This is a genomic window from Kitasatospora sp. NPDC058048, assembly GCF_042885555.1.
Lineage (GTDB): Bacteria > Actinomycetota > Actinomycetes > Streptomycetales > Streptomycetaceae > Kitasatospora > Kitasatospora lactacystinica.
Window position 1 is genome coordinate 106,557 of the sequence record NZ_JBHVRT010000019.1, and the last position, 22,283, is coordinate 128,839.

Sequence of the window (22,283 nt, forward strand, 5' to 3'; positions counted from 1 at the left end):
AAGTCCCCGCTCCGGTCGAGTACCCTCCGCCGCCCGGCCCGGCTCAGCGCGGGAACGCCCTGCGGGCCCGCCAGGTGGTGTGCTCCCGGGAGACCGCGTCCTCGGCCTCGGCGGCCAGCCGGGCCCAGCCCGCCTCGGCGTCCGGCGCCCGGAGGTCGAGGTCGGACAGCTGGTTGCCGACGTTCTCCAGCTCGCGCGCGGCCAGTTGGTAGGCGGCGGCCAGCGGGCCGAGCTGCTTGAGCTGCGTCCAGGCGATGATCGCCGCGGCCGCGGCCGAGGTGGCGCCGAACACGTGCACCGGCAGCGCGCCGGTGGCCTGGGCGACGGCCGCCGCGGCACCGACGATGATCAGCACCGCGACGCCGAGCCCCCAGGAGACCGCCTGCGAGTCGCAGGCCTCGGCCCGGGAGCGGTACCAGGTGCGCTGGCCCTCGACCCGGGTGCGCAGGTAGAGGGTGCGCCGCGCGGTCAGGCTCTCGGCGCGCCGGCGGCGCATCTCCGGGGTGATCTCGGCGACGCTGCCGGGCGGCACGATCTCCGGGTCCTCGAAGGCCCGCAGCACGTCCTCGACCTGGAGCAGGTAGCCGCGGTCGACGTCCGCGGACTCGGCCGGGCCGTCGAACGGCCGGGCCCGGACGGTGTACTTCCAGGCCAGCGTCTTGACCGACTCGGCCGCCGCCCGGGCCTGGTACCAGCGGCCCTGCGGGTTGCTGCGGCGCAGCCGGGACCAGAAGTAGCCGGCCACCAGGAAGGCGGCGACCGAGAACAGCGGCCAGACGTCGAAGTCGGCCTTGTCGTCCGGGCCCGGGAACGACCCGATCACCGCGGCGACCACCAGCATCGCGATCAGCCCGCGGTACCAGCGCAGCGTCTCGCGCTGGCCGTCCAGCGAGGCCTTGTCCGTCGTCCAGAACAGCTCCGGCAGCAGCTGTGCCTCGACGCCCCCCGGCGGATCCTGTTGCACCATCGGTCGAGTCCCCTCCCCCTTCTCCGTCCAGGCAGTATTCCCGCCGCCAACTCGCCTACACGAGTGCCTTTTTGACAACTTCTGACGGCCGGCCGTTGCCCGCCCTCCCGGTAACCGGTAGAAACGGTTACATGCCGCTGCACTGGAAGCTCGTCATCGACTGCGCCGATCCGCACCGCCAGGCCGCCTTCTGGGCCGCCGCCCTGGAGTACAGGCAGGAGGACCACGGCTCGCTGATCACCCGGCTGCTCGCCGCCGGCGCGGTCGGCCCGGAGGACGTCACCGAGCTGGACGGCCGTCCGGCCTGGCGCTCCCTGGCCGCCGTCCGCCACCCCGAGGACCCGTTCGATCCGGCCTCCGACACCGGCCTCGGCCGCCGTGTCCTGTTCCAGGCCGTCCCCGAGCCCAAGCGGGGCAAGAACCGCCTGCACCTCGACGTCCACCCCGGCCCGGGCGAGCGCGAGGCCACCGTCGCCCGCCTCGGATCCCTCGGCGCCACCGTCCTGCGGCACGTCGAGGAGCCCGGCGGCGCCTGGACCGTCATGGGAGACCCGGAGGGCAACGAGTTCTGCGTCCACTGACCGGACGGCCGCCCGCGGGAACGCCGGAGCCCCGCCCTCCCGGAACGGGGGGACGGGGCTCGGTCGGCGTACGGCGTCAGAGCAGGCCGAAGGCCGGCATCAGGTAGTAGAAGGCGAACACCGTCGCCACCGCGTACATCGGGACGGGCACCTCGCGGCCGCGGCCGGCGGCCAGGCGCATCACGCAGAAGACGATGAAGCCCATGCCGATGCCGTTGGTGATGCTGTAGGTGAACGGCATCATCACGATGGTCACGAAGGCCGGGATCGCGATCGTGTAGTCGGCCCAGTCGATCGCCTTGATCGAGTTGGCCAGGATCAGGAAGCCGACGGTGACCAGGGCCGGGGTGGCGGCCTGGGCCGGGACCATGGTGGCGAGCGGGGTGAGGAAGAGCGCCACCACGAAGAGCAGGCCGGTGACGATCGAGGCGAAGCCGGTCCGGGCGCCCTCGCCGACGCCGGCGGTGGACTCGACGAAGCAGGTGTTGGCGGAGGCCGAGGTGGCGCCGCCGGCCGCGGTGGCGATGCCGTCGACCATCAGGACCTTGTTGATGCCGGGCAGGTCGCCCTTCTCGTCCAGCAGGTGGGCCTCGTCGGCCACGCCGAGGATGGTGCCCATCGCGTCGAAGAAGCAGGACATCAGCACGGTGAAGACGAAGAGCAGGCCGGTCAGCACGCCGACCTTCTCGAAGCCGCCGAACAGGCTGACCTTGCCGACCAGTCCGAAGTCCGGCGCGGAGACCGGGTTGCCCGGCCAGGTCGGGACGGTGAGGCCCCACTTGGCCGCCGGGACGTCGGCCACCTTGTCGATGACCACGGCGAGCGCGGTGGAGACCGCGATGCTGATCAGGATGGCGCCGGGCACCTTGCGGATCAGCAGGACCAGGGTGAGCAGCAGGCCGACCACGAAGATCAGCACCGGGAAGCCGAGCAGGTGCCCGTTGCTGCCGAGCTGGAGCGGGACGGTGGTGTGGGCGGCGTCCGGGATGCGGCTGACGAAGCCGGAGTCGACCAGGCCGACCAGGCTGATGAACAGACCGATACCGATCGCGATGGCCTTGCGCAGGCCGAGCGGGACGGCGTTCATGACGCGCTCGCGCAGACCGGTGGCGACCAGCAGCATGATCGCGAAACCGGCCAGCACGACCATGCCCATGGCGTCCGGCCAGGTCATCTTCGGAGCGAGCTGGAGCGCCACGATCGTGTTGACGCCGAGGCCGGCGGCCAGGCCGATCGGGACGTTGCCGATGACGCCCATCAGCAGGGTGGTGAGACCCGCGGTGAGGGCGGTGGCGGTGACCAGCTGGCCGCTGTCCAGGTGGGCCCCGGTGACGTCGGTGCCGCTGGCCAGGATGATCGGGTTCAGCACCAGGATGTACGCCATGGTGAAGAAGGTGGCGACACCACCGCGGATCTCGCGCGGCAGGGTGGAGCCTCGCTCGCTGATCCGGAAGAAGCGGTCGACGGCGCTCGTGGGGGGCTTCGGCGCGGCGTCGGCGGGTTCGGGCGACTCGGTGGTCGGCTGGACCACAGGCATGCGTGCGTCCTCTGTGGGGGAGCTGAGGAGAGGGTGGGGGACGCCCGGGGCGACGGTGGCCGGGCGCAGATCTTTAAGTATGGTTTCCCGATCGCACACGCGCTATCTTCGCGCGTAGAGCCTGCGGGGGGCCTGCAGGGGGTCCGCGGGGGGTCCCGGCACCCGCGCAGCCGCCCCACCGCACCGTACGCTAGACCCCATGCCCAAGACGCCACTGCACCCCTCTCCCCCTCCGCTGGAGGCCAACGACGTCGCCATCGTCGGCGGCGGCACGGTGCTGTGGTTCATCGCCTTCCTCGCCCTGCTCCCCTTCCAGGGCAGCCTCTCCGCCCACGGCCACGGCACCTGGCCCTGGATCTGCCTCTCCGGCGGCCTGCTCGGCCTGATCGGCCTCTGGTACTGCCGCGCCCGGCGGGACGCGATCGCCCGCAGCCGCGCCGCCGAGGCGGCCGGACCGGCGCCGGGGCACACGGCCGAACGGGCGACCGGGGACGACGGCCAGGGTCCGGCCACCCGGTCGGACTGAATGGTCCTTTAGTAGCACGCACCGGACATAAGGCGCCCGTAGAGTCGGTGCCATGACGCAGCCTGCCCAGCCAGCGGAAGAGCGGCCGACCGACGAAGACCGCCCGGACGGAGCGCACCCCCTCGGCCTGCTGCCCGGCCGACGCGGCGGCCTGACGGCCTCCGAGGTGGCCGAGCGGGTCGCGAAGGGACAGGTCAACGACGTCCCCGTACGGTCCAGCCGGTCCACCAGGGAGATCGTCCGGGCCAACGTCTTCACCCGCTTCAACGCGATCATCGGCGTGATGTTCGGGATCATCCTGATCGTCGGTCCGATCCAGGACGGCCTGTTCGGCCTGGTCATCGTGGCCAACACGGCGATCGGCATCATCCAGGAGCTGCGCGCCAAGAAGACCCTGGACAGCCTGGCCCTGATCGGTGAGGCCCGACCGCAGGTCCGCCGGGACGGCGCCGTCCAGCAGATCGGCGTCTCCGAGATCGTCCTCGACGACACCGTGCTGCTCGGCATCGGCGACAAGGTGATCGTGGACGGCGAGGTCACCGAGGCGGACGGCCTGGAGGTCGACGAGTCGCTGCTCACCGGCGAACCCGATCCGGTCCTCAAGCAGCCCGGCGCCCAGGTGATGTCCGGCAGCTTCGTGGTGGCCGGGGCCGGCGCGTTCACCGCCACCAAGGTCGGCCGCGAGGCCTACGCGGCCCAGCTCGCCGAGGAGGCCAGCAAGTTCACCCTGGTGAAGTCGGAGCTGCGCTCCGGCATCGACAGCATCCTGCGGATCATCACCTATCTGCTGATCCCCACCGCCCTCGGCCTGATCATCAGCCAGCTGGCCGTCGAGGGCCGGGACTGGCGGGAGGCCGTACGGCGCATGGTGGCCGGCATCGTGCCGATGGTCCCCGAGGGGCTGGTGCTGCTGACCTCGGTCGCCTTCGCGATCGGCGTGGTCCGGCTCGGCCGCAAGCAGTGCCTGGTCCAGGAGCTCCCGGCGATCGAGGGCCTGGCCCGGGTGGACACCGTCTGCCTGGACAAGACCGGCACCCTCACCGAGGGCGGCATGGACGTGATCGACCTGCGGGTGCTCTCCGACGGGGAGCCCGGCGCCGTCGCCCCGGAGACGGTCCAGCACGCCCTGGCCGTGATGGCGGGCGCCGACGCCCGCCCCAACCCGTCCATGCAGGCGGTCATCGACGCGTACGGGCGCGGCGACGACGGCGCCCGCTCCGGCCACGACGGCTGGCGGGTGATCGAGGCGATGCCCTTCTCCTCCGCCCGCAAGTGGAGCGGCGTGCAGCTGCTGGAGCCGCAGGGCGGCGAGGCCAGCTGGCTGCTCGGCGCGCCCGACGTGCTGCTGCCCGCCGGACACCCGGCGCTGGCCGAGGTGGACGAGCTGGGCGCCCGGGGCCTGCGGGTGCTGCTGCTGGGCCGCACGCCCGTCCCGCTGGACTCCCCCGACCCGGCGGCCGACCTCACCCCGCTGGCCCTGGTGGTGCTCCAGCAGCGGCTGCGCTCGGACGCCGCCGAGACCCTGCGCTACTTCGAGAGCCAGCGGGTCCGGGCCAAGGTCATCTCCGGCGACGCGGCGGTCTCGGTCGGCGCGGTGGCCGGCCACCTGGGCCTGCCCGGCGCCGACCATCCGGTGGACGCCCGCTCCCTGCCCGCCGACCCGGAGGAGCTCGCCGAGACCGCCGACCGGACCAGCGTCTTCGGCCGGGTCACCCCGCAGCAGAAGCGCCAGCTGGTCGGGGCGCTGCAGTCCCGCGGCCACACCGTGGCGATGACCGGCGACGGCGTCAACGACGTGCTCGCCCTCAAGGACGCCGACATCGGCGTGGCGATGGGCACCGGCTCCGACGCCACCAAGGCGGTCGCCCAGATCGTGCTGCTGAACGACTCCTTCGCCTCGCTGCCGTCGGTGGTGGCCGAGGGCCGCCGGGTGATCGGCAACATCGAGCGGGTCGCTTCACTCTTCCTGGTGAAGACCGTCTACTCGGTCCTGCTGGCGCTCCTGGTGATCTTCACCCATTCGCCGTACCCGTTCCTGCCCCGGCACTCCACCGTGCTGTCCTCGCTGACCATCGGCATCCCGGCCTTCTTCCTCGCGCTCGCCCCCAACGACGAACGGGCCCGCACCGGGTTCGTGAAGCGCGTGCTGCGGCTGGCGATCCCCGGCGGGGTCATCGCCGGCACCGGCACCTTCGTCGCCTACTCGCTCGCCCGCGCCGACCACGCGACCGACCTCAAGGCCGACACCAGCGTGGCCACCCTGACGCTCTTCCTGATCGCCCTCTGGGTCCTCGCCATCGTCGCCCGCCCGTACAACTGGTGGCGCCTGCTGCTGATCGCCAGCATGGGCGGCGCCTTCGCGCTGGTGCTGCTGGTGCCCCCGCTGAAGTCCTTCTTCGACCTCTCCCTGGTCGGCTTCCGCGACCCGCTGATCGGCGTCGCCATCGCGGTGGTCTGCGGCATCGCCCTGGAGATCACCTGGCACTTCATGAAGCGCCGCGGCATGGAGTGACCCGCCCGCGGGCCCGCCGGTCGGGGCGGGCCCGCGGGGGGCGCTCAGCCCTCGAAGTCGCGGGCGGCCGAGAGCTCGTAGGCGCGGTCCGGCTCGCTGAGGGCGGCCAGCACCTCGAAGCGGCGGTGCCACTGCCCGACCGACCAGGCCAGCCCGGCGGCCAGGCCCTCCGGAGTGGCCGCGTGCAGCAGACCGGGCACCGGCGGGACCTCGAACTCGTCGTCCTCGTCGCCGGCCTCGGCCAGCTCCGGGTCGTACGGCGGCTCCGGGGCGTCCGCCCCGGTGTCCCAGCGCCAGTCCACCGCCGCTTCGCCGCCGTCCGGCCCGACGACCAGCAGCTCCTCGTGCTCCTCGTAGGCGACCGGGCAGCCGGGCAGCAGTTCCCGCACCACCGCCGGGACCCGGTGCAGCACGCCCTCGGAGAGCACCCGGCCGCCCGCCACCTCGCTGGCCAGCGACACGTGCAGCCGCTCGGCGAGGTCGGCGGCCAGCGCCGGGGCGACCGGCAGCAGCGGGTACGGGTGCAGCAGCTGGACCAGGTCGGGGGCGTCCGCGACGACCGCCTCGGTGGCGTCCACCACCACCGTGTGGTCCGGCCGGCGCCCGGTGTCCGGGTCCAGCGGCGGCAGCGCCCGCACCACGTCCAGCGGCTCGATCCGCCCACGGTCCACCCGGGCCAGCGCGGTGTGGATGCCGTGCAGCTGACGGTGGCCGACCTCGGCCTCCGGGTCGGTCATCCGGTCCAGCACCTCGTCCGGCCCGTGCGGCTCGGCGAGCAGCGCGGCCAGCGTGGTGCGCACCCCGAGCGCGTGCAGGAACTGGTCGTCCAGGGTGGTGCGGGCCTCGTCGTACAGGCCGCGCAGCAGCGGGTCGGCCCCGGCGGCGCGCAGACCGGCCGGCTCCCGGCCCGCCAGCACCGGGTGGTCGCGCAGCCACCACGCGGTGTACGGCGGCAGGTCGGCGTACGAGCCGTCCGGCAGCAGGGTGCGCACCGGGGCGACCACCGCGTCCCGGTACGGCGGGCGGGCCAGCGCCGCGAGCGCCTCCGGCCAGGCGTCGTCGTCCACCAGGTCGAGGTCGCGCACGGCCAGCAGCTCGGCGGCCACCGGCGGGACGCCGACCGCCTCGTCGGCCTGCAGCGCCTCCAGCGCGTCCTCGGCCCACTCGGCGAGCCCGTCCGGCGCCTCGTCCAGCAGGCCGGTGGGGTGGCCGCCGGCCGCGCGGTCGGCCGGGACGGTGGGGTCGAGCCGCTCCAGGTCGTCCGGGTCGAGCACCACGTCCTCGGCGCGCACCAGCACGAAGTCGGCCAGCACGCCGACGGCGGTCAGCACCTCCGGCCCCCAGCGCTCCAGCAGCTCGTCGTCCACCCAGCCGGCGTCCTCCTCGCGGGCGAGCGCGGCGAACGGGCTCCCGGGCAGCACGAGTTCGCCGGCCCGGGCGGGCTCGCCCTCGTCGTCGAGCAGCGCGAGCCGGGCCAGCCAGGGGTGGGCACCCGGCTCCGGGGCGGCGGCCTTCACCAGGGCCAGGACGGCGTCGGCGAGTTCGAGCGCCGCGTCCAGGTCGTCCTCGGCCAGGTCGTAGGAGCGGGCGACGGCGGCCCGCACCTCGGGGGTGTCCAGCACCCCGGCCGGGGTGGCGGTGCCGGCGCCGAGCTTGGCCAGCAGCGGGTGGGCCGCCTCGGGGTGGGCCAGGCGCAGGTCGAGCGCGGCGAGCGCGCCCGCCAGCGACTCGGGGTAGCCGGGGAAGGCCGCCCAGTCGGCGTCCTCGGAGGGCAGCAGGACGCGCCGCGGCCCGGTGACCGTCCGCCCGTCGGCGAGCGGGACGGGCAGCGCGCCGAGCGCCTCCGGGTCGGCCGCGCCCAGCGCCGCGTACAGGTTGCGCCACCAGGCGGGATCGCGGTCCAGCCCGCCGAGCTGGTCCACCACCTCGGCCAGCGGCACCCGGCGCACGTTCAGCACCCGCAGCTCGGTGCGGCGCTCCAGGCCGGCCGGCAGCAGCCCCGGGAAGATCGGCGAGAGCGCCTCGACCACCGAGCCGTCCGCGCCCTCCAGCAGCGTCGCGTCCCGCGGCCGCAGCGCGGGCGTGCCCTCCTCGACCGGCGCCGGGTGCGGCAGGAACGGCGTCTCGGGCAGCCGGGAGAGCACCTCGGCGCGCAGCGCGTTGTCCAGCGCGCCCTGGCCGAGCGGGGCCGGGACGAGGCCGAGCGAGCCGAGGTCGGCGCCGCGGGCACGCAGCAGCTCCGCGTAGCTGTCGGCGGCGCGCTCGGTGAGGAAGTCGGCCAGCGGGCCGGGGGCGACGTGCCGGCGGGTGGAGTCCAGCGGGTACGAGGCGATCAGCAGCGCGGGCAGACCGACCGGCTCGTCGCTGGGGGTGGGCGCGTGCAGCACGGAGGCGATCCCGGGCCGCTGCGGGACGCCGTCCGGGCCGACCGGGACGGCCCAGGTCACCGTCCAGTACGGGCGGGCGCGCTCCTCGGTGGGCCGGTCGCCCAGCAGCTCGGCCGAGAGCGTGCCGGAGGCCCCGACGGTCTGCCAGACCGTCTGCCGCAGCCGGCCGCCCGCGTCGTCGGTGACGGTGACCTCGGTGACCCCGTCCGGGCGGGTCTCCGCGGCGTCCCGGGTGAGCGTCCGGGTGCCGTCCGGGGTCTCCACCACGACCTCGCGCAGGCCGGGCAGGGTGAGCAGCAGCGCGTCGTCGATCCCGGCCAGCAGACGGCGGGTCAGGTCCTCGGCGGCGGCGTCCCGCAGCGGCAGCACCACCACCGTGTCGTAGCCCGCCGGGGCCGGGCCCTCGGCCGCGAACGGCAGCCGCAGCAGCGGCACGTGGCCGTCCCGGCGGCGCAGTTCGTCGGCCAGCTCGGGCTGGGCCGCGGCCAGCGCCCGCGCCTCGCCGAGCGACCAGCGCACCCCGCCGGTCGCGCTCAGCACGGCGGGCTCGTCGGTGACCGCGAGGACGGCGGCGAAGCCGACCCCGAACCGGCCGACGGCGGGCGTCTCACCGCGCTTGGAGGAGGCGCGCAGGGTGGACAGCGACTCGACGGCGGCCTCGTCCAGCGGGGCGCCGGTGTTGGCGGCGGCGAGCACGCCGTCGGCGAGGGTCAGCCGCAGCCGGCCGGGGCCGTGCCCGGCCCGGACCGCCGCGTCGGCCGCGTTCTGCGCCAACTCGACCACCAGGCGGTCCCGGTAGCCGCCGAGCGCCAGCTCCTCCTCCGCGTTGGCGTCCTCCCGGAACCGGGCCGGCGAGGCGGCCCAGGCGGCCAGCACCCGTCGGCGCAGCGCGGCGCTGCCGAAGGGGTCCGCGAGGTGCTCGTCCGTGCCGCTGCCGATGATCCGAGGTTCCACTGGACCTGCCGCCTTCCGCTGCCCTGTTCGTCGTAGGGCATTCTTCCCTGCCCCACTGACTGCTCCCGACCACGGGCCCCGCCGCCGGCGGGCCGGGGACGGCGCCGGCGGCGGACCTGACGGCCTTTCCGCCGCCCGCCCGGCACCCGCCGTCCGCCGTCCGGAAAGCACCGCGGCCCGCGCCGGTCGTTGACCGGGCGGGCCGCTGGAGCCTGGGCGCGTGCCCGGCTCAGGAGTGGCCGAGCTCCTCGGCCGGGGCGTCGGGTTCGACCGAGCCGGAGGCACGGTCGGGGTGCAGCGGGAGCGGCTCGACCACCAGCTCGTCCAGGATCAGCTCGGACGGCGCCGGCGGGGCCGGGATGACGGCCGCCTCGGAGTGCCCGCCGCAGCCGTACGCGAAGGAGACGATCTGGCCGTCGGCCGGGCCGAACTCGTTGCCGCACACGCCGAAGGCCTGTCCGAGCGAGCCGCCGATCGGGACCAGGAAGCCGCAGCTCGCGCACGAGGCCGGGGCGGCCTGCGCCATCGGGGTCTGCGAGCCGTGGGTCTTCTCCCAGCGCTCGGCGGCCAGGTGCAGGCCGAGCCGGGAGAGCACCCGGCTGCGGCCGAGGCCCAGCTCCTCGGCGACGGCGTCGATCCGGGCGCGGGCCGGGGCGGGCTGGACGTGCGGGTCGGTGACGACCAGGTCCTCGTCCTGCGCCAGGGCGACCGCGGAGTTCGGCGCGGGCTCGTCCTCGCCGGTCCAGCCGGGCTCCAGCCGCAGGTCGTCGGCGCCGGTGGGCAGCAGGTCGCCCGGGCCCATGTCGCCCGGACGCAGCCGGTCGCTCCACGGCACCCACTGGGGCGCGAGCACCGCGTCGGGGCCGGGCAGCAGCACGACCTCGTCCAGGGTCACGTTCTTGGCGCGCGGCGCACGGGCGACGGTGACCGCCCAGTGCCAGCCGCGGTAGGCCGCGTCGAGGCACTCGAAGGTGTGGGTGACGACGCGGTCGGCGTCCGCCTGGACACCCAGGTGCAGCCCGACGGCCTCCGCACCGACGGCCTCCTCGGCGGCCTGACGGGCGAGTTCGACGGCCTCGGCACAGAGCCGGTCGGGGGTACGGCTTCGCATCGCAGCACTCACGGCGTCGATTCTCTCCCAGTTCTTCTGTCGCCCACGGCGTGTTGCCTGTTCCGTCGCGGCTCGGTGTCCCTCGTCCATTCTGCGTGACCGGGAGCCCCCTCGGGTACCGGCCGCGCCGCTCGACCGGCCTGCCGGCGCCCCGGCGGGTCGGCGGGTCGACCTTGGGCAGGCTACCCGTCGGTCGGCGCCCCGGCACAGTCCGGGGCGGACCCGGCTCTTCCGGGACCGCGCCGAACCGGGCCCGCTCCCGCGTCGGCTCGGGGATTCTGGGGCAGGATGGGCTTGTGGCGGACCACGACCCGTCGCAGCACGCACTGCGCGACCCACGGGCCGGCAGCCCCGACCCTACGGACGCCGTGCCGCGACAGCAGCCCCCGGTCCCCGGCGCGGACGAACCGCAGCCGGCGGACGGCCCCGGGCCGCCCGCGGACACCGCGGACCCCTCCGCGGCCGAAGCCCCGGACGGCCCCGACCTGGCCAAGCGGGAGCCGGACGGGGACGAGGACGAGGCCCCCGAGCCCCGCCGGCACTTCCTGATCCGCACCGCCTCCGCCGCCGGCTCCCGCACCGGCAAGGTGGTGCACGGCACCGGCCGCCGGATCCGCCGGGCCACCGCCGCCGAGGGCGCGGGCGAGTCCGGCCTCGCGAAGCTGATCGAGCTGCACGCGCTCAACTCCTTCGGCGACATGCTGATCACCGTCGCGCTGGCGTCCACCATCTTCTTCTCGGTGCCCACCGGCGAGGCCCGCGGCCGGGTCGCGCTCTACCTGCTGATCACGATGGCCCCGTTCGCCCTGCTGGCCCCGGTGATCGGCCCGCTGCTGGACCGGCTGCCGCACGGCCGCCGGGCGGCCATGGCGATGGCGATGCTGGCCCGGGCGGTGCTGGCCTGGACGATGGCCGGGGTGATCGTCGGCGGCGGCATCGCGCTCTACCCGGAGGCGCTCGGCGTGCTGGTCGCGTCCAAGGCGTACGGCGTGGTGCGCAGCGTGGTGGTGCCGCGACTGCTGCCGAGCCGGCTGTCCCTGGTGAAGGCGAACTCCCGGGTCACCCTGGCCGGACTGCTGGCCACCGGCGTGGCGGCCGGGGTGGGCGGGCTGTTGCACCTGGTCGGGCCCGGCTGGCCGCTGCGCGGCGCCTTCCTGGTGTTCGTGGTCGGCACCCTGATGGCCTTCCACCTGCCGCCCGCGGTGGACTCCGCCAAGGGCGAGCAGCGCGCCGTCCTGCACGCCGAGGTGCACGGCGAGGGCTCGCACCTGATCCACCACAGGCCGCCGCCGGTCAAGGCCTCGCTGCGCACGGTCGGCCCCTCGGTGATCCTGGCGCTGCGGGCGATGTCGGCGATGAAGTGGCTGGTCGGCTTCCTGGTGATGTTCCTGGCCTTCCTGCTGCGGGAGGAGCCGATCGGCGGGCTGCAGCCGACGGTGGCGCTGGGCCTGGTGGCGCTGGCCGCCGGGACGGGCAACGCGCTGGGCTCGGTGCTCGGGTCCTGGCTGCGCACCCGGGGCCCGGAGAAGACCATCAGCGCGATGCTGCTGCTGGCGACCTGCGCGACGGCCGCGGCCGCGCTCTGGTACGGCGTGGTGACGGTGGTCGTGGTCGCCGCGGTGGCCGGGATGGCGGCCTCGCTGGGCAAGCTGGCGCTGGACGCGCTGATCCAGCGGGACGTCCCGGAGGCGGTGCGGACCTCGGCGTTCGCCCGTTCGGAGACCCTGATGCAGCTGTCCTGGGTGGCGGGCGGCGCGGTCGGGATCCTGCTGCCGCTGAACGGGAAGCTGGGCCTGTCGATCGCCGCCGGGGTGGTCGGCCTGGCGCTGCTGTGGACGCTGCGCTCACTCCTGCGGGTGGGGCCGCGGCGGCACCCGGCGACGCCCCGGGTCGCCTGACCGCGCCGGCGCGGCAACACGCGGTGCCGACCCCCGCGTCGCGTGATCGGCCGGGCCCGGTAGATTCTGACGCATGAGCCTCAATTCCCGTGCCATCGCCGCCCTCGGCGCCGTCGTCGTGGTCGGCGCCGCCACGGTGGGCACCTCCGTCGCCATTGCCGCCGGCCAGACCGAGCACATCTCGCACCGTGCCACCCTCACGGTCGGCAACTCCTCGATCGTCGCGGACCCGCTGTGCTGGAACGCCGGCAGCCCGCTCACCGACGACCAGCAGCAGAAGTGCCAGGAGGACGCGACCAAGGCCCTGCGCGACGGCACGCTGCCCACCTCGGACGTCGTGGGGAGCGACCGGGTCGGCATCGGGGTCTCCCCCAACGTGGCCGACACGGGCTGGTGGGCCTTCACCAACGGCGGCTCGTCCAACCAGGGCGGTCGCTACACCCTGTTCTCGGCCGCCAAGGGCCCGACCTGGTCCGGCGCCCAGCCGGCGAACAAGGTGCTCAACTCCAGCGGCAAGACCGTGGTGACCGTGGTCGAGGGCGACCCGAACCAGGAGGCCCCGATCGCCGTCTGGTACTTCCAGCTGAAGACCGAGGGCGCCACCTCCAACAACGGCTGACCGGTCCTGCGATGACCGCGCCCGCCGTCACCGACGGCCGCACCGAGCAGTCGGGCCCCGCACGGGCCCGGCTGCTCGTCGTCGTCGCGGTGGCCGCCGAGGCCGAGGCCGTGCTGCGCGGCCTGCCCGGTGCGACCGCCGCGCTGCCGCTGCCCGGCGGCACGCTGCACCGGGCCCAGGAGGTGCCGGTGGACGTGCTGGCCGCCGGGGTCGGCCCGGCCGCGGCCGCCGCCGGTGCCGGTGCCGCGCTGGCGGCCCACCCGTACGCGCTGGCCGTCTCGGCCGGGATCGCCGGCGGCTTCGCCCCGCTCGCCCCGGTCGGCTCCACGGTGCTGGCCGACGCGATCGTGGCCGCGGACCTCGGCGCCGAGACCCCCGAGGGCTTCGCCGACGTCACCGAGCTGGGCTTCGGCACCGTCCGGCACGCCCCGCCCCCGGCCGCCGTCGCGCTGGTCGCGCGGGCGCTGGACGGTCCGGGCCTCGCCGTCGGCCCGGTACTGACCGTCTCCACCGTCACCGGCAGCGCCGCGCGGGCCGCCGAACTGGCCGCCCGCCACCCCGGTGCCGTCGCCGAGGCGATGGAGGGCTTCGGGGTGGCCGAGGCCGCCGCCCGGTACGGCGTGCCGGCCCTCGAACTGCGCACGGTGTCCAATCCGGTGGGCCCGCGCGACCGGGCCGCCTGGCGGATCGGCGAGGCGCTGGCCGCCCTGGAGCGGGCCTTCGCCGCGCTGCCCGTGCACGACCTGGCCGCGCGCCACGAACCGGACCCGGCCGCGCGGCACGAACCGATTGAGGAGGCCGGCCGTGGCTGAACGGCTGAGCATCGCGTACTCGCCCTGCCCGAACGACACCTTCGTCTTCCACGCCTGGGCGCACGGCCTGGTGCCCGGGGCGGACGCCCCCGAGGTGACCTTCGCCGACATCGACGTCACCAACGGCCGGGCCGAACGCGGCGAGCTGGACGTGCTGAAGATCAGCTACGGCGCGCTGCCCTGGGTCCTGGAGGAGTACGCCCTGCTGCCCTGCGGCGGCGCGCTGGGCCGCGGCTGCGGCCCGCTGGTGCTCACCCTGCCGGGCGTGGCCTCCCCCGCCGACCTGGCCGGGAAGACCGTCGCGGTGCCCTCCGAGCGCTCCACCGCCTACCTGCTGTTCCGGCTCTGGGCGGCGAAGGCGGTGCCGGGCGGCTTCGGCGAGATCGTCGTCCTGCCGTTCCACGAGATCATGCCCGCCGTCCGGGACGGCCGGGTGGACGCCGGCCTGGTGATCCACGAGGCCCGCTTCACGTACCAGCAGTACGGCCTGCACAGCCTGGCCGACATGGGCGAGGCCTGGGAGCAGGAGACCGGCCTGCCGATCCCGCTGGGCGCGATCGTCGCCCGGCGCTCGCTCGGCGCCGAGCGGCTGCGGGCGATCGCCGACGCGATCCGCGCCTCCGTGCGGCAGGCCTGGGCGGACCCGGCGGCGAGCCGCGAGTACGTGCTGGCGCACGCCCAGGAGATGGACCTGGACGTCGCCGAGCAGCACATCGGGCTGTACGTCACCGAGTTCAGCGAGGACCTCGGCGAGGAGGGCTACGCCGCCGTCCGCGCGCTGCTCACCCGGGCCGCCGCGGAGGGGCTGGTGCCCCCGCTCGACCCGGGTGCGCTCGCGTTCTAGCCGTCGGCCGGCCGACGGTCAGACGTCGAACTGGTCGGCCACCGCGCGCAGCAGGCCGGCCAGCTTCTGGCCGGTCGGCTTGGCGGGGTAGCGCCCGCGCTGGAGACCGGGCAGCACCGCGTCCAGCGTGGTGATCAGGTCCTGGACGATCGGTGCCATGTCGTCGGCGCTCCGGCGCTGGGCGGCGGCCACCGAGGGCAGCGCCTCCAGCAGCTGCACCGCCATCGCCTGGTCCCCGCGGTGCCCGGCGACCACGCCGAACTCGACCCGCTGGCCCGGCTTCAGCGACGTGACACCGGAGGGCAGCGCCTTGGTGTGGACGAAGACGTCGCCGCCGTCGTCGCGCGACAGGAAGCCGAAGCCCTTCGTCTCGTTGAACCACTTGACCTGGCCGGTGGGCATCTCGAACAGTCCTCGAATGGGTGTGGGGGATCCCGGCCCGGGCCGGGGATCACTGGGTGGTGGGAAAAGACGACCGGCCTCGACTCGGCGCCCGTGGGCGCTCATGGCCGGCACGCGGTCAGGAGCAGACTAACCGTCCGTCACTGCCTCATCCGCGTTCCGCGAGGGATCCGCGTTCCGAGGCCCGGTCGGGGCGGCGGGACCGGGATCTCGCGGTCACGGGCAACCCGGCGCCGGCACGGCCGTGGCGCGGCTCCGCGCGGTCCATCGGCTCACACCCCCCGGGTCTGAGGACGCGGGGCGCACCTGTAGCGCCCCTCGGCACCCCGTGCATACCCCCGCTCAACAGGGATCAAAACGTTCAGCTGCCGGGAAACTGCGCAACGTGACCGACCCGCTCCGGTGGCGGCCCCCGGCCGCCGCTCTGCCAGACTGGGGACAGTGCCGACCGGCCCGGAGGAGTGAGCAGACGTGAGCAGCCAGAGCACCGACCCCGGCGACGTGTACGTCAAGGCCGGGGCGATCGTCTTCGGTCTCGGCGCACTCGCCACCCTGGTCACCTTCGTCCCGCTGTTCCTGCACCTGACGCCGCTGCCGACGGCGGCCTACTGGCTGAGCATGCTGATGCCGGCCGGTTTCCTGGCCGCGCTGACCGGGCTGCTGCTGAACGCGCGGTCCCAGCGCCGCCGGAGCGCGCCCGTCGAGTCCTGAGGACGGCCGGGACGGCCGCCGAGGACCGGCTGCGGGCCCGCGCGGACCACTACGGGCCCGCCTGACCGCCACGGGCCGCCGCAGGCCGCAGCGGGCCTGCCCTAGCGTTCGGCCAGGTGCGCGGCGAGCCAGTCCGGGAAGTCGGTGAGGTCCGCCAGCACCACGTCCGCACCCGCCTCGCGCAGCTCCTGCGCGCTGTACGGGCCGGTGGGCACGCAGACCGCGACGGCGTCCGCGCGCCGGGCGCCCCGGATGTCGCCCAGGTGGTCGCCGACGTAGACGCTCGCGCCGTGCTCGCGCAGCGCGTCGCCCTTGGTCTCCGCCCACAGGTCGCCGATCACGGTGTCCGCGGCCAGCCCGGCGTGCTCCAGGTGGAGGCGCGCGTTCGGCTCGTACTTGCCGGTGATCACCGCGACCCGGCCGCCGTGGGCGCGGACCGCCTCGACGGCGGCGTGCGCGCCGGGCAGGGCCACGGTCGGGGCGAAGGCGAGGTCGCGGTAGAGCTCGCGGTAGCGGTCGACGACCCGCTCCACGTCGGCCTCCGGGAACCAGTTGCGGATCTCGTCCAGCAGCGGCGGGCCCAGCCGGGTGACCACCAGGTCGGCGTCGATGTAGGTGCCGGTCTCGGCGGAGAGCGCCAGATAGGTGGCGCGGATACCCGGCCGGGTGTCCAGCAGCGTCATGTCGAGGTCGAAGCCGACGGTGAGCGGAGTGGGTGGGGTCGCGGACATGCCGTCAGGCTACCCAACCGGCGCCGCGGACCACGAGGCGATTTGCCCGGGCTTCTCGGCTGAACTTAGGTTTACCTGAGTTGTCTGCGGAGAGGGCCCATGACCGACACCAGCGCACCGCCCGGCGCACCGCCCGGCTCGCCGTACCGCGCGCCTCGGCGCCGAGCACTGTGGCTCGCCGCCGCCCTCGCCGTCCTGGCCGCCGCGGTACTGCTGAGCCTGGCGGTCGGCAGCCGGACCATCCCGTTCGGCGACACCCTCGACGCCCTGCTGCACGGCGGCGACACCGCCAACGCCGTGGTGATCCGCGAGCTGCGGGTGCCGCGCACCGTTGTCGGCCTGGCCGTCGGCGCGGCGCTCGGCCTGGCCGGGGCCGTCATGCAGGGCCTGACCCGCAATCCGATCGCCGACCCCGGCATCCTCGGCGTCTCCCAGGGCGCGGCGGCCGGCGTGGTGGTCGCCATCTCCGGCTTCGGCGTCTCCACCCTCACCGGGTACGTCTGGTTCGGCTTCGTCGGCGCCGTAATCGCCACCGTGCTGGTGTACGGGCTCGCCGGGCGCGGCCGGGGCGGCGCCACGCCGATCAAGCTGGCGCTGGCCGGCTCGGCGACATCCGCCTTCATCGCCTCGCTCAACACCCTGGTGCTGACCACCGACGCGGCCACCATGGACCAGTTCCGCTTCTGGCACGTCGGCTCGCTCTCCGGGCGGACCTCGGACGTGGCCTGGCAGCTGCTGCCGTTCCTGGCCGTCGGCACGGTGCTGGTGGTCGCGGTGGCGCGCGGACTGGACGCGCTGGCGCTCGGCGACGACACCGCGAAGGGGCTGGGCGCCAAGACCGGCCTGGTCCGGGCGGTCGGCGCGCTCGGCGCGACCGTCCTGACCGGTTCGGCGGTCGCGGCGGCCGGTCCGATCGCCTTCATCGGCCTCGCCGTCCCGCACGCGGCCCGCGCGGTCGCCGGCGCCGACCACCGCTGGATCCTCGCCTTCTCCGCCGTCCTCGGCCCGGCGCTGCTGCTGCTCGCCGACACCCTCGGCCGGGTCCTGTTCCCGCCGTCCGAGATCCCGGCGGGCGTGATGACGGCCCTGGTCGGCGTCCCGGTGCTGGTGGCCCTGGTCCGCCGCCGGAAGGTGGTGGCGGCATGAGTTCCGTCCCCGGCACGGCTTCCGTCCCCGGCGCGACTCCCGGCCCCGGCGCGACTCCCCGCCCCCGCAACGGTTCCGTCCCCCTGCGCGGGTACTCCGTCGTCCGGGCCGGACGGGCGTCGTTCCTGCTGCACCGGCGCTCGGTGGCCGTCGCCGCCGGGCTACTGGTGGCGCTGGCGGCGACCGTGGTGGCCGCGCTCTGCCTGGGCGAGTCCACCGTCCCGCCGGGCGAGGTGGTCAAGGTGGTGCTCGGGCGGCCCAGCCCGCACGAGCTGGTGGTCGGCGAGTTCCGGCTGCCCCGGGTGGTGGTCGGGCTGCTGGTCGGCCTGGCGCTCGGGCTGGCCGGGGCGCTGATCCAGACCGTCGCCCGCAATCCGCTGGCCAGCCCCGACGTGGTGGGCGTGACCTGGGGCGCGACCGCGACCGTGGTCGGCCTGATGGCGTACGGCGTGGTCGGCTCGACCGGCCAGGCCCCGTACGCGGCGGTGGCCGGCGGGCTGGTGGCCGGGCTGCTGGTGTACGCGCTGGCCTGGCGGCGCGGCCTGCACGCGCAGCGCTTCGTGCTGATCGGCATCGGCATCAGCGTCGCGCTGTCCTCCCTCACCTCCGTCTTCCTGACCAAGGGCGACGGCTTCCAGGCCCAGGCCGCCAAGGTCTGGATGACCGGCAGCCTGAACGGCGCCGGCTACGACCAGGCCGGATGGCTCGCCCGGGTGCTGCTCGCCGCCCTGCCGGTCGCGCTGTGGGCCGCCCGCGCCCAGCGGTCGATCTCCTTCGACGACGCCACCGCCGTCGGCCTCGGCCTGCGCCTGGACCGGATCCGCCTCGGCATGGCGCTGCTGGGCATCGTGCTGGCCTCGTGCGCGGCCGGGGCCGCCGGGCCGGTGGACTTCGTCGCGCTGATGGCCCCGCAGATCGCGCTGCGGCTGGCCCGCTCGGCGCAGATCCCGCTGTTCTGCTCGGCGCTGACCGGCGCGCTGGTGGTGGTCGTCGCCGACCTGATCGCCCGGCGGCTGCTCGCTCCGACGGAGCTGCCGGTGGGCGTGGTGACCGGCATGGTCGGCGCCCCGTACCTGATGTGGCTGCTGATCCGATCCCGCCGTGGAGGTTCCTGATGTCCGCTCACCGTCTGGAGGCCCGGGGCCTCACCCTGGCCTACGAGGCGCGCACGGTCGTCGAGGGCCTGGACATGGCCGTTCCGGACGGGCGGGTGACGGTGATCGTCGGCCCGAACGCGTGCGGCAAGTCGACCCTGCTGCGGGCGCTCGGCCGGCTGCTGAAGCCGGTCCGGGGCGCGGTGCTGCTGGACGGCGAGGAACTGGCGCGGATCCCGACCAAGCGGATCGCCCAGCGGCTCGGCCTGCTGCCGCAGTCGCCGACCGCCCCGGAGGGCATCTCGGTGGCGGACCTGGTCGCGCGCGGCCGCCAGCCGCACCAGAGCTGGTGGCAGCAGTGGTCGCCGGAGGACGAGGCGGCGGTCGCCGAGGCGCTGGAGCGCACCTCCACCGCCGAACTGGCCGAGCGGAGCATGGACGAGCTGTCCGGCGGCCAGCGCCAGCGCGCCTGGATCGCGATGGCGCTCGCCCAGGGCACCGACATCCTGCTGCTGGACGAGCCGACCACCTACCTGGACATCGCGCACCAGGTGGAGGTGCTGGACCTGGTCCGCCGGCTGAACGTCGAGCGCGGCCGGACGGTCGTCGCGGTGCTGCACGACCTCAACCAGGCCGCCCGGTACGCGGACCACCTGGTGGCGATGCGGGACGGCCGGGTGGTGGCGCAGGGCCCGCCCGCGGACGTGGTGACGGCCGAGCTGGTGCGGGAGGTGTTCGGACTGGACTCGGTGGTGGTGCCGGACCCGGTGACCGGCACCCCGCTGGTCGTGCCGGGCGCCCCATGGGTGGCGCTGACCCCGGACGGCGCTCCCGCTTAACGGCACTTTAGCTGCCATTTCGGACATAATCGACGGCGCCCCGACCCGCCCGCCGCCAGAGGACCGCCGATGCCCCGGATCTCCCGCCGCACCCTCCTGACCGGCCTCGGCGCGGGCGCGCTCGCGGCGGCCGCCGGCTGCACCACCCGGCACCCGGCCCCGGGGGCCGCGGACGGCCCCGCCACCGGCGCCTGGCCGTCCCCGGCCCCGGTGCCGCCGGTGACGGTGAACGCCGCCACCGGCCCGGTCGTGGTGCCGGGCGCGCCGATGCGGGTGGTCGTGCTGGACACCGACGTGCTCGACTCCGCGCTGACCCTCGGCATCACCCCGGTCGGCGCCGCGCTGCCGGGCCGCGACACCAGCTACCCCGAGTACTGGCCGTCCTCCCGGACGGCCGGGATCCGGCTGGTCGGCCCGGTCGGCGCACCCGACCTGCCGACCGTACGGGCACTGCGGCCGGACCTGATCCTCTCCAACCAGACCCGCGACGGCGACCGCTACGAGCAGCTGCGGGAGATCGCCCCCACCGTGCTCACCCAGACCTCCGGGGCGCCGTGGAAGGCCGACTTCCAGCTGCACGCCCAGGCGCTGAGCCGGGAAGCGGCCGGGGCGGCCTTCGCCGGCGCGTACCAGAAGCACGCCGGACAGGTCGCGCAGGCGCTGGCGGCGGCGAAGCTGTCGGGGCGCAAGGTGAGCCTGGTGCGGTTCGTGGAGGGCGGCGGCATCCGGCTGTTCGGGCGGCAGAGCTTCCCCGGGACGGTGCTCTCCGACGCCCAGATCGGCCGGCCCGACACGCAGAACGTCGACCAGTCGGACTTCGAGATCCCGCCGGACCAGCTCGCCCGCGCCGACGGCGACCTGCTGCTGTACGCCACGTACGGCGATCCGGAGCTGTCCGGCGCCACCGCGGCACTCGCGAGCCCGGGGTGGCAGGCGCTGGGAGCCGTCAAGGGGCACCGGGCGTTCCCGGTGGACGACCAGCTGTGGTTCCAGGGGATCGGGTACACCGGGGCCAACTACGTGCTGGACGAGCTGCAGCGCTTCCTGGGGGCGTAGCCGGAGTCCGGCGCGACCCCGCGTACCGGGCCGGGGAGACACCGACGGCGGCGGTGAAGTCCCGGGTGAGGTGCGCCTGGTCGGCGTAGCCCAGCTCGGCGGCGAGCGCGGCCAGGTCCAACCCGCCGTCCGTACCGGCGCGTTCGGCGGCCTCGTGGAGACGGGCCCGGCGCAGCACCCACTTCGGGGAGGCGCCGACGTACTCGGCGAACAGCCGCTGGAGACGGCGGACGGTCAGGCCCAGCTCGGCGGCCAGCTCGTCCACCCGGCGAAGGTCCGGCATGCGGGTGATCCGGTCCACCACGGCGGCGACCTCGGCGGCGACCGGGTCGGGCGCGGGCAGCCGGGGGCGGAGGAAGGCGTCGGCGAGCGCGGCCGGATCGCCGGGCGCCCCGAGGACCTCCGCGTTGAACCGGTCGGCCCCGGGCCCGAAGTACTCGGCGGCGGGCACGGAACGGTCGGCGAGCCCGCTCACCGGGTGCCCGGCGAGGGCGCGGAAGGCGCCGGCACGGAACCGCGCGCCCAGCACGTGCCCGGCGCCCTCCAGCCGGCGGACGAAGAGCGAGCGGTCCACCCCGTACACCCGCGCCCCCTGCGCCTCGAAGACCAGGTGGACGTTGGGGTGGGCGAGCACCTTCTGCTCGTACGGCGGCAGGCCGTGCAGGTCCCAGCGGACCAGCCAGTAGTACTCGACGAACACCGCCACGGCCGGGTCGGGCGCGAGCCGGTCCACGGTGATCAGCTCGGCCGCCCGGGCGGGGTGGAGCACGCCCCGGCCGAGGTCGGGAGTGTCCGGGGAGGCCCGGGGGTCCGGTGAGCCCGGGGAGACCGGAGTGTCCGGGGAGGCCGGGGAGTCCATGCCCATGCCGCCAGGCTAGTCGTCGCGTTTCTTCAAGACCCGCCGGTGCGGCCCGGCCCAGAATCGGGGCCATGAACGCCCACCCGATGCACCCGCTCCTGACCCGCGCCGCCTCCGCCGCTGCCGGTGTCGCCGCCGCCGTCCCGGCCGACCAGCCGCTGGACGCGCCGACGCCCTGCCCGGAGTTCGACACCCGCGCGCTGATCAACCACTGGGTGCTCTACACCTCGCACGGCCTGGAGCACCGGGCCCGGCGGATCGAGCTGCCCGAGGAGCTGAACACGCGGGACTTCGCCGCCGACGCCGACTGGCGCTCCGCCTACGCGGCCCAGCTGGAGCGCGCGGTCGCGGCCTGGGCGGACCCGGCCGCCTGGGAGGGCGACGTCGACCTCGGCGGCAGCCCGATGCCGGCCGTCGGCATCGCCCGGATGCTGATCCTGGAGCTGCTGCTGCACGGCTGGGACGTGGCCCGGGCGACCGGCGGGCGGATCGAGGTCGACGAGGAACTCGCCCTGCTGACCGGGGAGATCGTGGCGGAGAACGCCGAGCTGTACCGGCAGTACGCGGGCTTCGCCGAGGCGGTGGCCCTGCCGGAGGACGCCCCCGCGTGGGACCGCGCGCTGGCCGCCTCGGGCCGCGACCCGCGCGGGAAGGCCTGAGCCGGGGCACCGGGCCCGGCTGGGCATGATCACGAGCG

20 protein-coding genes are annotated in these 22,283 nt (G+C 75.3%); 13 read left to right on the plus strand and 7 right to left on the minus strand.

Annotated features, from left to right (window positions below):
• Positions 1 to 43 precede the first annotated feature (43 nt).
• The gene (locus ACFVVA_RS21290; RefSeq protein ID WP_387691584.1) at positions 44 to 967 is read right to left on the minus strand and encodes a DUF4231 domain-containing protein; all 924 of its coding nucleotides are present in this window, start codon (positions 965 to 967) and stop codon (positions 44 to 46) included.
• Between the two features lie 131 nt (positions 968 to 1,098).
• On the opposite strand from ACFVVA_RS21290, the gene ACFVVA_RS21295 reads away from it, so the two are divergent.
• Entirely contained in the window at positions 1,099 to 1,548 is a 450-nt protein-coding gene (locus ACFVVA_RS21295) for a VOC family protein (RefSeq protein ID WP_387691586.1), read from the plus strand.
• A 76-nt stretch (positions 1,549 to 1,624) separates the two neighbouring features.
• Here ACFVVA_RS21295 and ACFVVA_RS21300 read toward each other — a convergent pair whose 3' ends face one another.
• Positions 1,625 to 3,085, minus strand: a complete 1,461-nt coding sequence (locus ACFVVA_RS21300; protein WP_387691588.1) for an NCS2 family permease — start codon at positions 3,083 to 3,085, stop codon at positions 1,625 to 1,627.
• 199 nt (positions 3,086 to 3,284) lie between these two features.
• Between ACFVVA_RS21300 and ACFVVA_RS21305 the strand changes: the two genes are divergently transcribed.
• Together ACFVVA_RS21305 and ACFVVA_RS21310 are read left to right on the plus strand one after the other, a co-directional pair.
• A complete protein-coding gene (locus tag ACFVVA_RS21305; protein ID WP_359905737.1) occupies positions 3,285 to 3,611 on the plus strand; it encodes a DUF2530 domain-containing protein in 327 nt (108 codons plus the stop codon).
• A 52-nt stretch (positions 3,612 to 3,663) separates the two neighbouring features.
• Positions 3,664 to 6,123, plus strand: coding sequence for a cation-translocating P-type ATPase (locus tag ACFVVA_RS21310; RefSeq protein WP_387691591.1), 2,460 nt, complete (start codon positions 3,664 to 3,666; stop codon positions 6,121 to 6,123).
• A gap of 44 nt (positions 6,124 to 6,167) precedes the next feature.
• Here ACFVVA_RS21310 and ACFVVA_RS21315 read toward each other — a convergent pair whose 3' ends face one another.
• Positions 6,168 to 9,464 carry a sacsin N-terminal ATP-binding-like domain-containing protein gene (locus tag ACFVVA_RS21315; RefSeq protein ID WP_387691593.1) on the minus strand — a complete coding sequence of 1,099 codons (3,297 nt, stop codon included), beginning with the start codon at positions 9,462 to 9,464 and terminating at the stop codon, positions 6,168 to 6,170.
• Positions 9,465 to 9,693: 229 nt separating this feature from the next.
• On the minus strand, positions 9,694 to 10,575 hold the full coding sequence (locus ACFVVA_RS21320; RefSeq protein WP_387691667.1) for a DUF3027 domain-containing protein: 882 nt from the start codon (positions 10,573 to 10,575) through the stop codon (positions 9,694 to 9,696).
• Between the two features lie 548 nt (positions 10,576 to 11,123).
• Here ACFVVA_RS21320 and ACFVVA_RS21325 point away from each other — a divergent pair.
• The 4 genes from ACFVVA_RS21325 (at position 11,124) to ACFVVA_RS21340 (ending at position 14,748) form a co-directional block, all read left to right on the plus strand.
• On the plus strand, positions 11,124 to 12,473 hold the full coding sequence (locus tag ACFVVA_RS21325) for an MFS transporter (protein WP_387691668.1): 1,350 nt from the start codon (positions 11,124 to 11,126) through the stop codon (positions 12,471 to 12,473).
• Between the two features lie 73 nt (positions 12,474 to 12,546).
• A complete protein-coding gene (locus ACFVVA_RS21330) occupies positions 12,547 to 13,092 on the plus strand; it encodes a hypothetical protein (protein ID WP_387691595.1) in 546 nt (181 codons plus the stop codon).
• An 11-nt stretch (positions 13,093 to 13,103) separates the two neighbouring features.
• The gene (locus tag ACFVVA_RS21335) at positions 13,104 to 13,904 is read left to right on the plus strand and encodes a futalosine hydrolase (RefSeq protein WP_387691597.1); all 801 of its coding nucleotides are present in this window, start codon (positions 13,104 to 13,106) and stop codon (positions 13,902 to 13,904) included.
• The gene (locus ACFVVA_RS21340) at positions 13,897 to 14,748 is read left to right on the plus strand and encodes a 1,4-dihydroxy-6-naphthoate synthase (RefSeq protein ID WP_359905752.1); all 852 of its coding nucleotides are present in this window, start codon (positions 13,897 to 13,899) and stop codon (positions 14,746 to 14,748) included. The genes ACFVVA_RS21335 and ACFVVA_RS21340 overlap by 8 nt, the downstream gene beginning before the upstream one ends.
• 18 nt (positions 14,749 to 14,766) lie before the next feature.
• Here ACFVVA_RS21340 and ACFVVA_RS21345 read toward each other — a convergent pair whose 3' ends face one another.
• On the minus strand, positions 14,767 to 15,150 hold the full coding sequence (locus ACFVVA_RS21345) for a cold-shock protein (RefSeq protein ID WP_359905755.1): 384 nt from the start codon (positions 15,148 to 15,150) through the stop codon (positions 14,767 to 14,769).
• Positions 15,151 to 15,621: 471 nt separating this feature from the next.
• Here ACFVVA_RS21345 and ACFVVA_RS21350 point away from each other — a divergent pair, with 471 nt between their 5' ends.
• Positions 15,622 to 15,861 (plus strand): hypothetical protein, encoded by a 240-nt coding sequence (locus ACFVVA_RS21350; RefSeq protein ID WP_380538335.1) that lies wholly within the window; start codon positions 15,622 to 15,624, stop codon positions 15,859 to 15,861.
• Positions 15,862 to 15,962: 101 nt separating this feature from the next.
• Here the strand turns inward: ACFVVA_RS21350 and ACFVVA_RS21355 are convergent, their stop codons facing one another.
• Positions 15,963 to 16,592 (minus strand): HAD family hydrolase, encoded by a 630-nt coding sequence (locus ACFVVA_RS21355; protein ID WP_387691600.1) that lies wholly within the window; start codon positions 16,590 to 16,592, stop codon positions 15,963 to 15,965.
• A gap of 99 nt (positions 16,593 to 16,691) precedes the next feature.
• Here ACFVVA_RS21355 and ACFVVA_RS21360 point away from each other — a divergent pair, with 99 nt between their 5' ends.
• The 4 genes from ACFVVA_RS21360 (at position 16,692) to ACFVVA_RS21375 (ending at position 20,727) form a co-directional block, all read left to right on the plus strand.
• The gene (locus ACFVVA_RS21360) at positions 16,692 to 17,738 is read left to right on the plus strand and encodes a FecCD family ABC transporter permease (RefSeq protein ID WP_387691602.1); all 1,047 of its coding nucleotides are present in this window, start codon (positions 16,692 to 16,694) and stop codon (positions 17,736 to 17,738) included.
• Positions 17,735 to 18,853, plus strand: coding sequence for a FecCD family ABC transporter permease (locus tag ACFVVA_RS21365; protein WP_387691604.1), 1,119 nt, complete (start codon positions 17,735 to 17,737; stop codon positions 18,851 to 18,853). Before ACFVVA_RS21360 ends, ACFVVA_RS21365 begins: the two co-directional genes overlap by 4 nt.
• Entirely contained in the window at positions 18,853 to 19,671 is an 819-nt protein-coding gene (locus ACFVVA_RS21370; protein ID WP_387691606.1) for an ABC transporter ATP-binding protein, read from the plus strand. The genes ACFVVA_RS21365 and ACFVVA_RS21370 overlap by 1 nt, the downstream gene beginning before the upstream one ends.
• Positions 19,672 to 19,740: 69 nt before the next feature.
• The gene (locus ACFVVA_RS21375; protein WP_387691608.1) at positions 19,741 to 20,727 is read left to right on the plus strand and encodes an ABC transporter substrate-binding protein; all 987 of its coding nucleotides are present in this window, start codon (positions 19,741 to 19,743) and stop codon (positions 20,725 to 20,727) included.
• On the opposite strand, the gene ACFVVA_RS21380 is transcribed toward ACFVVA_RS21375, so the two are convergent.
• Entirely contained in the window at positions 20,618 to 21,592 is a 975-nt protein-coding gene (locus tag ACFVVA_RS21380; protein WP_387691610.1) for a DUF6597 domain-containing transcriptional factor, read from the minus strand. The genes ACFVVA_RS21375 and ACFVVA_RS21380 overlap by 110 nt on opposite strands.
• 65 nt (positions 21,593 to 21,657) lie before the next feature.
• On the opposite strand from ACFVVA_RS21380, the gene ACFVVA_RS21385 reads away from it, so the two are divergent.
• Positions 21,658 to 22,245, plus strand: coding sequence for a TIGR03086 family metal-binding protein (locus ACFVVA_RS21385; RefSeq protein WP_387691612.1), 588 nt, complete (start codon positions 21,658 to 21,660; stop codon positions 22,243 to 22,245).
• Positions 22,246 to 22,283 lie beyond the last annotated feature (38 nt).